Origin of the sequence: Nocardiopsis sp. RV163 (assembly GCF_001029525.1) — a bacterium.
GTDB classification, from domain to species: domain Bacteria; phylum Actinomycetota; class Actinomycetes; order Streptosporangiales; family Streptosporangiaceae; genus Nocardiopsis; species Nocardiopsis dassonvillei.
The window spans coordinates 1-14,762 of the sequence record NZ_LEKI01000145.1; the positions used below are offsets into that span (position 1 = coordinate 1).

The window sequence follows — 14,762 nt, forward strand, 5'->3', positions numbered from 1 at the left end:
GGGCCGAAACCACCATGCTGGGGCGGCGGAGGCTGGCGGTAACCGGCCTGGGGCCCCGACTGCGGGTGCTGCGGTCCCGAATGGCGCTGCGGCGAGAACATGCCCTGCTGGGGTCCGGACGTGCCCGCAGGCGGAACGGAGTGCCCCTGCTGGGGTCCCGAGTGCGGCTGCGCTGGCGGGAAGCCCGGCGGCCGCTGGGCGCCGGGGAACGGCTGGGCGGAGGGCTGCGGCCCCGAGGACTGCTGGCCCGGGGTCTGCTGCTCGGAGGAGGGCTGGCCGGGCCGATCGGGCTGCCCGCTCGGAGACCACGGGGCCCCCGGCTGCGCACCGACCGCCGAACCGGCGGCGGCAGCGGCACCCGGGCCCTGTGCCCCCGGGGGCTGCTCCTCGGCCAGGCGCCGGGCCTCCTCCTCGCGGCGCTTCGCCTCCTCCTGGAGTTCGGCCTCCCTGCGGACCCGCTCCTCCTCGCGCCGCTTGGCCGACTCCTCCTCGGAGTGGCGGCGCTGCTCCTTGCGCTCCTCGGACAGGTCGGACCAGCCCTCCTTGAGGCTGCCCAGGAACTTGTTGAACTTGCCGCCCTTCCTGTCCCCCTCGTCCGCGCCTCCGGAGAAGGCGGGGTCGTCGGGGTCGAACACCGCGGTACCGGCGGTCCCGCCGCCGGAAGCTCCGCTCCCGGAGGCCGCGCCCCCGGAGAAGGCCGGGTCACCCGGGTCGAACACCGCGGTGCGCGGGGCCTCATCCGGGGCCCCCTCCGCCCCGTGAACACCAGGAGCACCGGCAGCACCAGAGGTACCGGGAGTGCCGGAAGCACCGGGACCAGCCGGGTCGAACACCGCGGTGCGCGGCGCCTCACCGCCCAGGTCGCCGTCGGTCAGGTTGGACGTGGGGATCTCGTCGTCGGTGAGGTCGGCGGTGGGCAGCTCGTCCTCGTCGCGCCGTGGGAGGTCGGCCGGGTTGACCCGCACGGTCGCCCCGTCACCCGCCCCGTACCCTTCTCCCGCCCCGGGGCCGCCGCGGCCAGGGAGATCGGCCGGGTCGACGCGCATCGTGGCGCCCGTGCCGCCCGGGTCGGAGTTGGGCTCCTCTTCATCGTCGCCGCCCTGCGCCCAGGAGGGGTTGATGCGCATGGTGCTGGGTTCGTCGTCGATCGGCGCCGCCGACCGCTCCTGGGCGGGGCCCAGCCGCACCGTTCCGGGGTCCTCGTCATCGGAGCCGGGGGTGCCCTGTCCGGACCCGCCACCCTGCCCGGATCCGCCCATGTGGGTGGTCGCGGCCTCCTCGTCACCCTGACCGCCACCGTCCTGGAGTTCGCTCAGGGAACGGGTATGCCGTGTCCACTCGCTGCCGTTCCACCATCTGAGCGTCTGCGCGTCGCCCTGCGGGTCCGCGTACCAACCCGGCTCGATAGATCCACCCATGGGCGACAGACTAAAGGGTTGCCGAACGGCGATGAACCAGCGGTATCCGATTACCGGTGGTCAGAGCACCCGGGCTATTTTTCTCCCGCCGCGGCGTACTCACCTCGTCGCGCAGGGCCGCGGACCGGCGGGAGCGCGCGGACCGCTCGGCGGCGGGACGAGGCCGGTGGCCAGCAGCCGTGCGGTGTCCAGTCTGCCGGGGCCCTTGGCGCAGGAGCCGGGGACCTGGTCGTGGCCGAAGTGCCCTCCCCTGGCCCACGCGCGCGCCGCCCGCGCCGCGCGCGTGGTCTCGGCCGAATGCGGCGCCGTCGCGGCCCGCGACGCCGTGCTGCGCGCCGCCGCGCCACCCGTCGCCGCCACGGTCCCCGCCACCGGTCCCACGGGGTCCGCGCGCCAGACCCGCTCCACCCCCCAGGAGTCCAGCCACGTCAGGATCGGGGACAGCCCGTGCAGCGGACCATCGGTGAAGGGGGTCTCCCAGGAGGACACCACCGCCACCACCAGACACACCCGCCCCTCATGGCCGTGGTCGTGGTACAGCCCGTACCGGCGGGTGCCGCCCAGGGCCAGGCGTCCGCGGCGGGTCGCGGCCAGGGTCTGGACCACGTCGCCGGTCAGCGGGTTCCACACCAGGTGCGCCTCGCGCTCCTCGTTCACCAGCCGCTGCGCCTCCTCGCGCGCGGACCAGGATTCGGGGTCGGACCCCGTCACCGTCCACACGGCGCGCGGAGCGCCGATCCCGGGGGATGTCCGGGTGCTCGTCCCACCGCCGAACCTCTCGGCGCCGGGCATCCACGCCTCCGTCATGGCCTTCCCCCGTCCGGTCGTCGTGCGCCGGGCCTCCGGTACCGCGCGAGCACCCCCGACTCCTCTCTGAGTACGCCAACACAACGGAGAAGTCCAGAGCCCCTCACCCGGAGGACAGGGACTTGTCACCGCCCGTAGGAGTTCCGTGGGAAGGGGCCGGAGCCGCGCGGGGGAGGGCGGGGCGAAGGAGGCGTCCGGGCCCGCGGCCCCTGACGCCGTTGCGACTACTCCGTGGTCTCCTCGGAGTCCTCGGAGATGCGCAGGGAGAACGCCTGGAGGAAGATCTCACCTATCTCGGTGGGGTCCTCGGTCATGTAGGCGGCGCCGCCGGTGGCGGCGGCGATCTCCTGGAGCGGCTCCAGGTTCTGCACGTCGGGCCCGAACGCGATGGTGATGATCGGGATCGGCCGCGACGGGCTAGCCAGGGACTCGATCTGGGACGTCAGCTCGTCCAGCCCCAGACCGCCGGGGTTGTCGTTGTCGCCGTCGGTCAGCATGAGGATGACGTTGGTCCGGTCCGGCTGGTAGGTGCGCGACATCTCCTGATAGGCCGCCAGGTAGGTCTCGTACAGCGCCGTGTCCCCCTGCGGCAGGGGCTGGAGCGAGGCCAGCGCGCCCGCCAGGTCGTCCCGGTGCGCGGCGCCGTCGTCGGAGGCCGCCTGGAGCTCGCGGATCGGCGCGATCTCCTGGTAGTGCAGCTCGTTGTTGACGTTGGTGGAGAACTCCCACAGGCCCAGCTCCGAACTGGGAGTGAACATCTCCAGGCCCTGCGTGGCGGCGGCGCTGGTCACCTGCATGCGGGTCATCCCGGTCCCGGGCACCCCGGCCAGCATCGAGCCGGAGACGTCCACGATCGCCAGGACGCGGGAGTCCATCTTGAGCTGGTTCCAGGTGCGGATCAGCCCGGTGATCGACTCCGCCGCGGGCGTGGGCAGTTCGGCGGGCGGCTCGGCGGCGAAGCCGACCTCACCGGTGAGCACGGAGGCGTCGATCTGGCCCTCGGGACCGCGGAAGCCCTCCGCGAGCAGCCGGGTCCGCGCGTCCTCCCCGCGTACCGCCTCGCGGAACTCCTCGGCGGCGCGGGTGACGGCGCTCTCCTCGCCGCGCACGACGTAGGGGTAGTCGAGGTAGTAGGTGCCGCCCTCCATGTAGTCGGCCTGGGCGGGGTCGTCCCCGTGCGCGGCGTTGTAGCGCCACACGGCCTGTTCCGACATCACCATCATGGGCGGGGCCTCGGCGGCGCCGCCGCTGAGGGCGAGGAAGGCGGCCTCCTCGTCCGAGGACGCGCCCCGGTGCAGTGACTGCAGGGCCGCGGTCATCCGCGCGTTGAACGCGTCGGTGTCGGGGCTGGCCTCCTCCAGCGCGCCGTGCAGGAGGTAGAGGGTGCCCAGACCGGTCGCGTTGCGGGCGGGGTCGACCACGCGGACGGTGCGCTCCGACTCCTGGCCCGGGGCGGTGGTGGGCACGACCTCCGCCCAGCTGCTCGGGGATTCCTCGTCGTCGAATTCGGTGAGCTCGGCGAGGACCAGCGGCGAACGGGCCACGGATGTACCCGTCTCGGTGACGGCGGCGTCGCCGGCCTGGTTCTGGACCAGGCGCGGCCACAGGGAGGAGTCCGGGATCCACACGTCGGAATCGGTGTCGCCCATGGTCGCGCCCTCGCCGGTGATGCCGAAGGCGACGTTGGCGGAGTCGACCTGGCGCACCTGCACCTGAACGCAGCTCCCGTCCACCTGGTGCTCCTCCGCGTTGAAGTCGGAGGCGACGTCGATCAGGGCCGGGGCGATCTCGGGGCTGACCGCGACGTCCAGCGCGATGTCGGAGCCGCCGCAGCCGTCGGACCGGCCGAACACGTAGACGCCCACCGCGGCGAGGCCGACCACGATTACCAGCGCGGCGGCCAGCGCCGCGAAGGCGCCGCCGCGGCCGCGACGGCGCCTGGACCGGCCGGAGGTCTCTTCTGCGTATCTTCCGCGGTGACGTCCCACAGCTTTCCTCACTGGTGGTGTACGGACGAGGCGTACAGGGGGGTGTTACTGGTGGGAAACGGTACTCAACAGTCCAGACCGGGTTAATGCCGACCGTGTGGCTCGCCCGCCGGCCCTGACGGGGGCCCGCGGGTGTGAACCCGGGCACGGCACCGACCGCCTCGGGGGATTCCTTCCGTTCGTCCCGCGTTCTCCTTTCCGGCCGAGGTGGAACGAAATTCGATTCCGATACCCAATCGAGACCGCGCCGGTCGGAGGCGGCTCCGGTCGTCAGCCGTCGCAGTCGGGCACGCAAAGACGCCGCGAGATGGAGCTGAGGAAGATGTCGCCGATCTCGTCGGGGTCGTCGGTGACGAACAGCGAACCGCTGGTGGCGGCCGCGATCCGCCGCAGCTCCTCCTCCGCGACCTGCTGCTCGCGCGATCCGAAGGCGATGATGAACATGCTGACCGGCCGCTCGGGGTCGAAGCGGTCCTGGAGCGCCGCCACCAGGTCCGCGTGCGTGATGTCGCTGGACCCCTCGTCCTGCCCGGCGGTGAGCAGGATGACGCTGTTGATCTTGTCCTCGTCGTAGTCGTCCTGCACCCGGTCGTAGGCGGCCAGGATGTTGTCGTACAGGCGCGAACCGCCGCCGCGGACCGCGATCCCCTCGGCCACCCCGATGAGCTCCCCGCGACGGGTGGCGGTGTCGCCCTGCTCCGTCCCGCCCAGGGGGCGCATGTCCGCGGCCTCGACGCGGCCGCTCGTGTCGTCGTCCGACATCAGCCACAGGCCCATGTCGGTCTCGTCGGGGAACAGCGACAGGCCCATGAGCGCCGCCTGCCGGGCGACCTCCATCCGGCTCGGGCCCCCGTCGAGGTCCTGAGCCATGTTCGCGGAGGTGTCGGCGAGCACCAGGGTGCGGCTCGGCATCGACAGCCGGTTCCAGTCGGTGACCGAGGCCAGCAGGGCGTCCCCGGTGAGGTCGTCGTGGGTGGGCGGCTCCTCAGCGGTCACACCGAACCTGTCGGGGTCCTCACCGGCCGCGCCGGACAGGGTGCCGTCGGGGTCGCGGAAGCCGAGATCCCGGAGCCGGGCGCGGTAGGAGTCCTGGCGCAGCACCTCGTGCAGGTCCGCGGCGGCCGACCGCAGCGAGGCCGTGTCGGTGGTGGTGACGTAGGGGTAGTCGAGGCTGACGGTGCCCTCGGCGGGGTAGTGGGCCTCCAGCAGCGGCGCCGACCCGGCGCGGTCGGCGTTGTAGGACACCACCGCCTGTTCGGGGACGGCGATCAGCGGGTCGACGCGCCCCCCGCCGCCTTCGCCGCTTGCGCCGCCCCCGTGGCCGGAGGGGTAGAAGGTGGCGAGGTCGATCTCGCCGAACGCGCTGTCCAGTTGCACGTCGCGTACGAAGTCGGTCATGGCGGTGTCGGCCTCGTCACCGGTGCCCAGGTGGCGGCGGACCGCGTGCATGACGGCCATACCGTCGGCGCCGCGGTTGGGGTCGATCATCACCAGGGGGCGTTCGCGGTCGTCGGGCAGGACCAGGGGCCATTCGGTCCCGTCTGGCCCGGGCATGCCCTCGCTGCCCCGCGGCGCGGCCAGGACCACCGGTGAGCCGGCCAGCGATGGCGGGTCGGTGTCGATGCGGTGCGTGCCGCCGCCGGAGACGCGGGTCAGCTCGACCCAGGCCGAGGACTCGGGCACCCACACGTGCGGGGCGATGGTGGAGTCGCCCGCGCGGCCCCCGGACAGGGCGCTCATGATGCGGTGCGGCGCGATCTCGTCCACCTGCGCGTACACGCACTCGCCGTCGTAGCTGGGGCGCTCGTCGTTGAACCCGTCCGCGGCCTCGCGGAGCACGGGCGCGATGCTCTGGGCCGCCGACACGCGCAGGTAGCGGGTGTCGCTGCAGCCGAGCATGTCGAGTCCGACCGGGACCGCGACCGCGGCCGCCGCGATCAGGGCGACGGTGATCGCGGTGATCCCCAACGGGGACGCGACCGCCCTGCGGGTGTTCGCGGCGGTCGGTGAGGCCTGACGGTGGCGTCCACTGGGCACGGGTACTCCGGGGGGTCAATGCGGGGTCGACGCCGGGGCGGGGCGGTGCCCCCGCGGTGCCACGGCCTCGGCCCCGCGGAAGCGGGTGCGAACCTCCGCGCACCCGACGGCGTCACACGGTATGGAGGCCGAACGACCACACCGTGAGGCGCGAACGACACGTTTCCAGGACCTTACTCGTTGGTAATGCAGGAGAGGAAGCCCTTCCCGACCAGACCGGGGTGATCGCTTTGTTACCGTGCCCGTCAAGGGTCGCTCGGCGCTCCCCGCTAGGCTTAGGCCCCGCGTCCACACCCAGCCCACACTCCCCAGTGGACGTCCCGTGACACCGACCCCCGAGGGTTTTTGGCATGTCCCCATCGCATCGTGAACACCGGAGCCGAGGCACCCTCGGCACCGCCATGCTCGCCGGAGCGTGCTGCCTCGGCGCGGTCGCCTACGGGGCGATCGTCGGTCCGTCGATGCTGCCGCCGGACCAGCGTGACGTGCGGACCGCCACCGCGATGACCCCGGATTCGGCCCCCGACGCGGCCGAGCCCGAGGAGGTCGTGGAGGGGGGTCCCAGCGGTCGGCTCCAGGTCCAGGTGAGCGACCGCGGACGCGCCTGGGTGCAGACGCTGATGTGCACCGGGAACCCGGAGGAGGACCCCGCCGCCTGCGCCGAGCTGGCCCGGGTCGCGGAGGAGTTCCAGGCCGACGCCGGCGAGCCGGTCACCGTCGAGGAGGAGTCGGTCGCCGCCGAGGGCGGCGGGGACGAGGCCGCGGAGGGCGACGCGGACGACGCGGGTGACGAGGCCGACGCGGAGCCGACCGAGGCCGTCAACACGGGCAGCGCGCTGCTGTTCACCGAGGTCCGCGAGGGGACCGTGTGCACCGACAAGGTGTACGGACCCCAGGAGGCCACCATCGTGGGCACCTGGGAGGGCCAGGAGGTCGAGACCACGCTCACCCGCAAGGGCTCCTGCGAGGAGGCGCGCTGGCAGCGCCTGCGCGCCCTCACCGAGCAGATCAGCTGACGGACGGCGCGGCCGGGCCTGGGACGCGGTGAGGCCTGCCGGGCGATTGGGTCCGTGTCCACGGGACGCCCGTCCACAGGCCGCGATCAGGGCTTACCGGGCGCGGCGGCGCGGGCGTAGGCTCGATGACGGGGGCGCCACGCGCCGGCGACAGCAGGGGTTAGACCCCCCGTTTTCCAGTGTGTCGCGCCGCCGACAGCGCCACCAGCCCCGCGCGGCCCCTGTGGGCGGTGGTCCGTGCACGGCTTCCGAGCGGGCTGCGCCAACCCCGTGCGCGGCTCCGGGCCGGGGTTCCCCGACCCTGTGGGCGGCCTCTGGACCGCAACCCTCGCGGACCGGAGATAATCGTCCCCCATGGACGTCATCAAGGTCAGTGACCCCGCGGACCCGCGCCTGGCCGACTACACCCGCCTGCGCGACGTGAACCTGCGCCGCCACCTGGAGGCCGAGCACGGGCTGTTCATGGCCGAGGGCGACAAGGTCATCCGCCGGGCCGCCGCGGCCGGGTTCGAACCCCGCAGCTTCCTGCTCACCGAACGCCGGGCCGAGGCGCTCGACGACGTGGTCGCCGCCTCCTCCGCGCCGCTGTACGTGGTCGAGGAGGACACCGCCGAGAAACTCGTCGGCTTCGACCTGCACCGCGGCGCGCTGGCCGCCTTCCACCGCCGCGCCCTGCCCCCGCTCGACGGCGTCCTGGCCGGGGCGCGCACCATCGTGGTCCTGGAGGACCTGGTGGACCACACCAACGTGGGAGCCATCTTCCGCAGCGCCGCCGGTCTGGGCGTGGACGCGATCGTGCTCGCGCCTCGCTGCGCCGACCCCCTGTACCGGCGCGCGGTCAAGGTGTCCATGGGCGCGGTCTTCACCCTGCCCCACACCCGCATGGACGACTGGTACGGCGGTCTGGACACCCTGCGCGCGGCCGGGTTCCACCTCATGGCGCTCACGCCTGGGGAGGGCTCCCTGCCCCTGGGCGAGGCCATGGCCGCCCTCGCGCCCGGCGAGCGGGTCGGCCTCCTGCTCGGCACCGAGGGCGACGGACTCTCCTCCCGCTGGCTGGAGCGGTCCACCGCCCGGGTGCACATCCCCATGGCCGACCGCGACGTCGACTCCCTCAACGTCACCGCCGCGGCCGCCATCGCCTGCTACGAGCTCACCCGCTCCACCGGCTGACGCGCCCGTCCCGTTAGGGTGGCGCCTGAGACGGACCGAGGGGAAGGGCGGCGCGACATGGGCGGCCGAACGCTGGTGCAGTGGGAGCAGAACAGGGACAACGCCCCGGACTCCCTGACCGTGGACCTCTACGCGGGGGGAGCGGCGCCCGGCAGCGGACTGGACGAGGTCGCCTTCTACCAGGTGCCCTACACCCCCTCCACCCAGGGCGTCGACGCGCGGCTCGACATGATCGCGCGGATGCCGTCGCTGGAGGTCGTCCAGCTCCTGTCCGCCGGGTACGAGCAGGTGCTCCCGCTGCTGCCGGACCACGTGACCCTGTGCAACGGGCGCGGCCTCCACGACGCCAGCACCGCCGAGCACGCCCTCGCGCTCATCCTGGCCGCCCAGCGGGACCTGCCCCGGTGGGCGCTCGCGCAGAGGGAGCACCACTGGGGCTCCGCCCGGCTGCGCTCCCTGGCCGACTCACGCGTGGTGATCGTCGGCTACGGCAGCATCGGCCAGGCCGTCGAGAGCCGCCTGCTGCCCTTCGAGGCCGAGGTCGTGCGCGTGGCCAGCCGCGCCCGTCCGGACGAGGGCGTGCACGGTGTGGACGAGCTGCACGCCCTGCTGCCCGGGGCCGACATCGTCGTCCTGGTCACCCCGCTCACCGAGGCCACCCGCGGCCTGTTCGGCGCCCGCGAGTTCGCCCTGCTGCGCGATGACGCCCTCGTGGTCAACGTGGGTCGCGGCCCGGTCCTGGACACCGGCGCCCTGCTGGAGCAGAAGGGACGGGTGCGGGCCGCCCTCGACGTCACCGACCCCGAGCCGCCGCCCGCGGACCACCCGCTGTGGAACGCCCCAGGCGTGTTCCTCACCCCGCACGTGGCGGGCGGCTCGGCCGCGTTCTACCCGCGTGCCCGCGCCTTCATGGACGCCCAGCTCGCCCGCTGGGCCGCCGGTGAGCCGCTGGCCAACGTGGTCCGCGCCGGATCAGACCGCAACGCCTGACACCGCGTCGGTGCGCCCGGCCCCGGGCGAGGTTCCGCCCGCCCTGGCCGCGCGGCCGACCCCGGAAAGCGGGCCCGGTTCCGTCCCTTCGGTGACGGAACCGGGCCGGGCCTCCCGCGCGGCGCGTCCGCGGAACTGTCGCAGGCGGGCGGCACACTGGGGAGGATGCGGATCGCGGTGGTCGCCGACGGCGAGGGCGGCGGCTGGCTCCAGGAACTGGACGAGGCCCCCGGCCCGATCCGCCGCGTCGGCGACCTGGCCGCCGCCGTGCGCGAGGCCGAGCACGCCCGCTCCCAGCCGCCCCGCTGGGTCTGGTCGGCCGGTGAGGACGTCTACCCCGACCTCGTCCGCGCCGGGGTGCGCGTCTCGCGCTGCCACGACGCCGCGCTCACCGAGGCACTGCTCCTGGGCTACCGCGCCCGCCACGGCGAGGCCTCCTCGCTCGGCGCCGCCTGGGCCCGCCTGCACCGGCTGCCCGTCCCCGACGACCCCGTGCGCCCCCTCGGCGGGGGCGGCGCCGCCCACACCCAGCCCGCGCTCTTCGAGGCCGACCGCTCCACCCTGCCCCCGGGCACCGACCGCCTCGCCGCCCTGGTCGAGGTGCACGCCGACCAGCTACGGCGCCTCGCTGAACTCCCCGAACCCGCGTCCGGCCGCATGCGCCTGCTCGCCGCCGTGGAGTCGGCCGGGGGACTGGCCGCAGCGGAGATGAGCCACGACGGCCTGCCCTGGCGGCCCGACGTCCACGACGAGATCCTCACCGGGCTCCTCGGCCACCGGCCGCCCTCCGGGCAGCGCCCGCCCGTGCTCGCCGACCTCGCCGCCCGCATCGGCGAGGCCGTGGGCCGCGAGGTCAACCCCGACTCCCCGGCGCAGGTCCTGCGGGCCATGGCGTGGATCGGCCACCCCGTCGACTCCACCCGCTCCTGGGTCCTGGAGAGGATCGACCACCCCGTCGTCCCGCTCCTGCTGCGCTACAAGGAGCTCGCCCGCCTGCACTCCGCCAACGGCTGGACGTGGCTGGACACCTGGGTGCGCAGGCGTCCCGGCCCGGACGGGACCACCCTCGGCCGCTTCCACCCCGACTACGTGGTCGGCGGAGTGGTGTCGGGCCGTTGGGCCACCCGGGGCGGCGGCGCCCTCCAGATCCCGCGGTCGCTGCGCGGGGCGGTCCGCGCCGACCCGGGCTGGGTCCTCGTCCGCGCCGACGCCGGACAGCTCGAACCCCGCGTGCTCGCCGCGGTCTCCGGCGACGACGCACTGGCCGCCGCGGCCGCGGAGGAGGACCTGTACGCGCGCCTGGCCGTGCACGTGGGCGGCGACCGCGACCGTGCCAAGATCGGCGTGCTGTCGGCCATGTACGGCCAGACCTCCGGCGACGCCGCGCCCCTGTTGGCCACCATGCGCCGCCTCTACCCGCGCGCCCTGGAGTACGTGGACTCCGCCGCGCGCACCGGAGAGGCCGGCGGCGTCGTCCGCTCCTGGCTGGGGCGCACATCGCCCGCCCCCGCTGGGTGGGACGCCGCCGTCTCCGGACCCGGCGGCGAGCGCCGCCGCCGCGCCCAGGGCCGGTTCACCCGCAACTTCGTCGTCCAGGCCACCGCCGCCGAGTGGGCCCTGGCCCTGCTCGCCTCGCTGCGCCAGCGCCTGCCGGACATGCCCGAGGGGGCGGGGATCGTCTTCTTCGTCCACGACGAGGTCGTGCTGCACGTGCCGGCCGACCTGGCCGAGGATGCGGTGCGCGCGGTGGCCGAGGCCGAGGCCACGACCCGAGCCGCCCTCTTCGCGGACACCCCGGTGCGCTTCCCGCTGACCCCCGTGGTGACGAGGAACATCGGGTGAGCACCGCGTGGCCGTCAGGTATCGGACGGCGTGGGCTTCTTGCAAACTCGTCCCGGTACGCCCATTCTTGGATCCGGAAAGTGTAAAACCGGCAACGGGCCGTACGCCGCAGGGGTTCCCCACGCCCCGGTCGGCTCACTCACAGAAAGGTGAGATCCCCCCGTGCGGAGCCGCTTGAGAACGTGTGCGGGAACCACGGCCGCCTTCGCCGTCGCCTTCACCGCCTTCGGGACCACTCCGGCCTGGGCGGAGCCGGTGGTCGAGGACCGCCCCCCCATCAGCGAACAGCTCTCCTCCGAGGCCTCCGGCGCCGGAGGCCCCCGGCAGGGGACGTCCGAGCAGTCCCCCGAGGTCTCCGACTCCCGGTTGCGGCGCGACGCCTACGTGGCCCCCTACCGCGAGCCCCGCAGCACCGAGTACTTCGCGGTCGCCCCCCGCGCCCTGCCGCGCGAGGCCGTCGAGGCCGTCCGCGGTATCGAAAGCGTCGAGAGCGTCCTGGCGGTGGACGCCGCCCGTGTCGAGATCGAGGGCGAACCCACCTCGGTGCTCGGCGTCAGCCCCTCCAGCTTCCGCAACCACGCCCCCGCGCCCTCGGCTGAATCCGACGAGATCTGGCAGGGCGTCGCCGAGGGCCACGTCGCCCTGTCCAAGGACGTCGGCACCGAGCGCGGACTGGAGGTCGGCCGCGAGGTCACCGTCGCGGGCGGGCGCGGAGAGGTCCCCCTGGAGGTGTGGACGCACGCCACCTCCGGCATCGCCGGGATCGACGCGCTGGTCTCCCGCGAGCGCGCCGCCGAACTGGGCATGCCCAGGGGCAACGCCCTGGTGGTCTCGGCGCCGGGGGCCGACCTGGCCGAGCTGCACGAGGCACTGGCCGGGGCCCTCGGCGAGGACGTCTCCCTCCAGCTCGTCGCCGACTCGCCCGAGCCGCTGGTCGAGGGCGAGGCCGTGGCCCCCTCGGTCATCGAGCAGGTCATCGACAACGCCGAGAGCCAACTGGGCGTCCCCTACGTCTGGGGCGGTGAGACCCCGGAGGGCGGATTCGACTGCTCGGGCCTGCTCCAGTGGGCCTTCGCCCAGGCGGGCGTGTCCATCCCTCGGGTCACCCACGACCAGTGGAACGCCGGACGGCGCGTGGAGTTCGACGACCTCCAGCGCGGCGACCTGCTGTTCTGGCGCACGGACCCCACCGCTCCCGACTACATCTCGCACGTGGCCATCTACCTGGGCGAGGGCATGATGCTGGAGGCGCCGCGCACCGGCCTGGACGTTCGGGTCACCCCGGTACGCACCGCCGACTACGCCGGAGCCGTGCGCGTCAACACCTGACGCCGCGCGGCCCGCTTGTTCTCCTTGTCCGAAAAACCCAGCCGGGAGGGGAAGGCAGGCCTCGGTCAGGAGGGGGAACAGGGCCGTCACTGAGGGAGGGGAGACAGCGCACGAGCCCTGATGCGATGGTATTGAGTTCTGACGGAACGCGATCGGGAGCTTTCCCGGAGTGCCGTCGCACAGGGTCTACATAAGCAGTGACCGGGCGATTTGGCAAGAGCCCAGATCAATGCAGGTAAGCGCTGTCAACCCCCCTGTGCGGCGTGTTCCGTGCAGCGTCGCGCGGCGTCGCGTGCCGTTTCGTCTTCCTACGGTCCCGTGCGGTTCAGACCCGGTTCAGCGGCCGACCGCGTACCCCTGGGAGGCCCGCGCGTCGGCGGCGGCGCGCAGCTCGCCGGTCTCGGGGTCGCGGGCCACTGCGGCCAGGCGCCCCAGCGTCCACTCCTGGGCGACCTGCACACGGTGGCCGCGTCGGCGCAACTCCTCGACGGCCTCCGCTCCCACACCCGGTTCCACGACCAGGCCGCCCGGAACCGTCTCGCGGGGGTGGAAGGAGCTGGGGAAGGCGGTGGTGTGGAACATCGGGGTGTCCAGGACCTCCTGGAGGTTCTCCGCCCCGTTGAGGATCCGCAGCAGGGCGGTGAACGTCCACTGGTCCTGCTGGTCGCCGCCCGGAGTGCCGATCGCCAGCACGGCCCGGCCGTCCTCCCCGGTCACCAGGGTGGGGGACAGGGTGGTGCGGGGGCGCTTGCGGGGCGCCAGGGCGTTGGGGGAGGCCGGGTCGAGCCAGAACATCTGAGCCCGGGTGCCCAGTGGGAAGCCGAGGGCGGGGACGACCGGCGAACTGCTGAGCCAGCCGCCGCTGGGCGTGGCCGAGACCATGTTGCCCCACGCGTCCACGACGTCCACGTGGCAGGTGTCCCCGCGCAGGTCGGCTAGGTCGGCGACGGCGTCCTGGCGTACCGTGGGCTCGCCCGTGGTGCGGTCGCCGGGGGTGCGGCCCGGCACGTACAGCGGCGGTTCGAAGGGCGTGCGGTCGCCGACGGAGCCGGGGCGCTGCTCCGTGCTGGCGCGCGCACCGTCGACAAGTGCCGCGCGGCGCGCGGTGTAGTCGGCGCCCAGCAGCTCCTTGAGGGGCACGTCCGTGAAGTCGGGGTCGCCGTACCAGGCCTCGCGGTCGGCGAAGGCGAGCTTGGCCGCCTCGGTCACACCGTGCACGAAGTCGGCGCTGACCCCGTCGAGCACGTCGCGGCCGGTGCCCAGGGCCTCGGCCAGCCGCAACTGCTGGAGCATGACGGGTCCCTGCCCCCACGGGCCGGTCTTGTGCACGGTGTGGGCACCGTAGGCCGCGCTGACGGGCTCCTCGTAGGAGGCGCTCCAGTCGGCCATGTCCTGCGCTGTGAGCAGGGCCCGCTGGGGCTCGCCCGTGCCGCTGGGGACGGGCGAGGACAGGAAGTCCCCGACCGCCTCCGCGACGAAGCCCTGCGACCAGGACCGCCGGGCCGCCTCGATCTGCGCCTCGCGGTCGCCTCCGCGGGCCTCGGCCTCGGCGACGATCCGCCGGTAGGCGGCGGCCAGGGCGGGGTTGCGCAGCCGGGAGCCGGGGCGGGGCGCGGCGCCGTGCGGGAGGTAGACGGCGGCCGAACCGGCCCAGTGCCGGGAGAAGACGGGGGTGAGCGCCTCGACGGCGGCGGCGATGCGGTCCAGGACGGGATAGCCGCGCTCGGCCAGTCCGATGGCGTGGTCCAGCACGTCGCGGACGGTCATGGTGCCGTGGTCGCGCAGCAGCAGCATCCAGGCGTCGAAGGAGCCGGGGACGGTGGCGGCGAGCACGCCGCTGCCGGGGACGCGGTCCATGCCCGCGAAGGCGTCGACGGTCGCCGAGGCGGGGGAGACCCCCTGGCCGCACAGGACGCGGGGGGAACCCCCGGCGGCCTGGAAGATGACAGGGACCTCCCCGCCGGGGCCGTTGAGGTGGGGTTCGACCACCTGGAGGGTGAACCCCGCGCCGACGGCGGCGTCGAAGGCGTTGCCGCCGCGTTCGAGCAGGGACATGCCCGTGGCGCTGGCCAGCCAGTGGGTGGAGGCGACCATGCCGAAGTCGCCGCGGAGCTGGGGGCGGGTGGTGAAACCGAGGGGCATCTGGGCGGGTCCTCCTCAGG

The 14,762-nt window shown here is 74.0% G+C and carries 10 protein-coding genes; 5 read left to right on the forward strand and 5 right to left on the reverse strand.

Annotated features, from left to right (window positions below; translation table 11 throughout):
- The 4 genes from ABD54_RS28075 to ABD54_RS21025 form a co-directional block, all read right to left on the reverse strand.
- On the reverse strand, nt 1-1,418 hold a 1,418-nt coding region (locus ABD54_RS28075; protein ID WP_152692069.1), incomplete at its 3' end, for a DUF2510 domain-containing protein.
- 99 nt (nt 1,419-1,517) lie between these two features.
- Nucleotides 1,518-2,225: a hypothetical protein gene (locus tag ABD54_RS21015; RefSeq protein WP_047871242.1), complete on the reverse strand. Its 708-nt coding sequence runs from the start codon at nt 2,223-2,225 to the stop codon at nt 1,518-1,520.
- Nucleotides 2,226-2,449: 224 nt separating this feature from the next.
- On the reverse strand, nt 2,450-4,213 hold the full coding sequence (locus tag ABD54_RS21020) for a substrate-binding domain-containing protein (RefSeq protein WP_047871243.1): 1,764 nt from the start codon (nt 4,211-4,213) through the stop codon (nt 2,450-2,452).
- A gap of 270 nt (nt 4,214-4,483) precedes the next feature.
- Nucleotides 4,484-6,250 (reverse strand): VWA domain-containing protein, encoded by a 1,767-nt coding sequence (locus tag ABD54_RS21025; protein WP_047871244.1) that lies wholly within the window; start codon nt 6,248-6,250, stop codon nt 4,484-4,486.
- Between the two features lie 350 nt (nt 6,251-6,600).
- Here ABD54_RS21025 and ABD54_RS21030 point away from each other — a divergent pair, with 350 nt between their 5' ends.
- The 5 genes from ABD54_RS21030 (at nt 6,601) to ABD54_RS21050 (ending at nt 12,600) form a co-directional block, all read left to right on the forward strand.
- Nucleotides 6,601-7,266 (forward strand): hypothetical protein, encoded by a 666-nt coding sequence (locus ABD54_RS21030; protein ID WP_047871245.1) that lies wholly within the window; start codon nt 6,601-6,603, stop codon nt 7,264-7,266.
- Nucleotides 7,267-7,620: 354 nt separating this feature from the next.
- A complete protein-coding gene (locus tag ABD54_RS21035; RefSeq protein WP_047871246.1) occupies nt 7,621-8,439 on the forward strand; it encodes an RNA methyltransferase in 819 nt (272 codons plus the stop codon).
- A 57-nt stretch (nt 8,440-8,496) separates the two neighbouring features.
- The gene (locus ABD54_RS21040; protein ID WP_047871247.1) at nt 8,497-9,429 is read left to right on the forward strand and encodes a 2-hydroxyacid dehydrogenase; all 933 of its coding nucleotides are present in this window, start codon (nt 8,497-8,499) and stop codon (nt 9,427-9,429) included.
- Between the two features lie 165 nt (nt 9,430-9,594).
- Entirely contained in the window at nt 9,595-11,271 is a 1,677-nt protein-coding gene (locus ABD54_RS21045) for a bifunctional 3'-5' exonuclease/DNA polymerase (RefSeq protein ID WP_047871248.1), read from the forward strand.
- 162 nt (nt 11,272-11,433) lie between these two features.
- Nucleotides 11,434-12,600: a C40 family peptidase gene (locus ABD54_RS21050; protein WP_200904163.1), complete on the forward strand. Its 1,167-nt coding sequence runs from the start codon at nt 11,434-11,436 to the stop codon at nt 12,598-12,600.
- A 336-nt stretch (nt 12,601-12,936) separates the two neighbouring features.
- Here the strand turns inward: ABD54_RS21050 and ABD54_RS21055 are convergent, their stop codons facing one another.
- A complete protein-coding gene (locus ABD54_RS21055; protein WP_047871250.1) occupies nt 12,937-14,742 on the reverse strand; it encodes a gamma-glutamyltransferase family protein in 1,806 nt (601 codons plus the stop codon).
- Nucleotides 14,743-14,762: the final 20 nt, after the last annotated feature.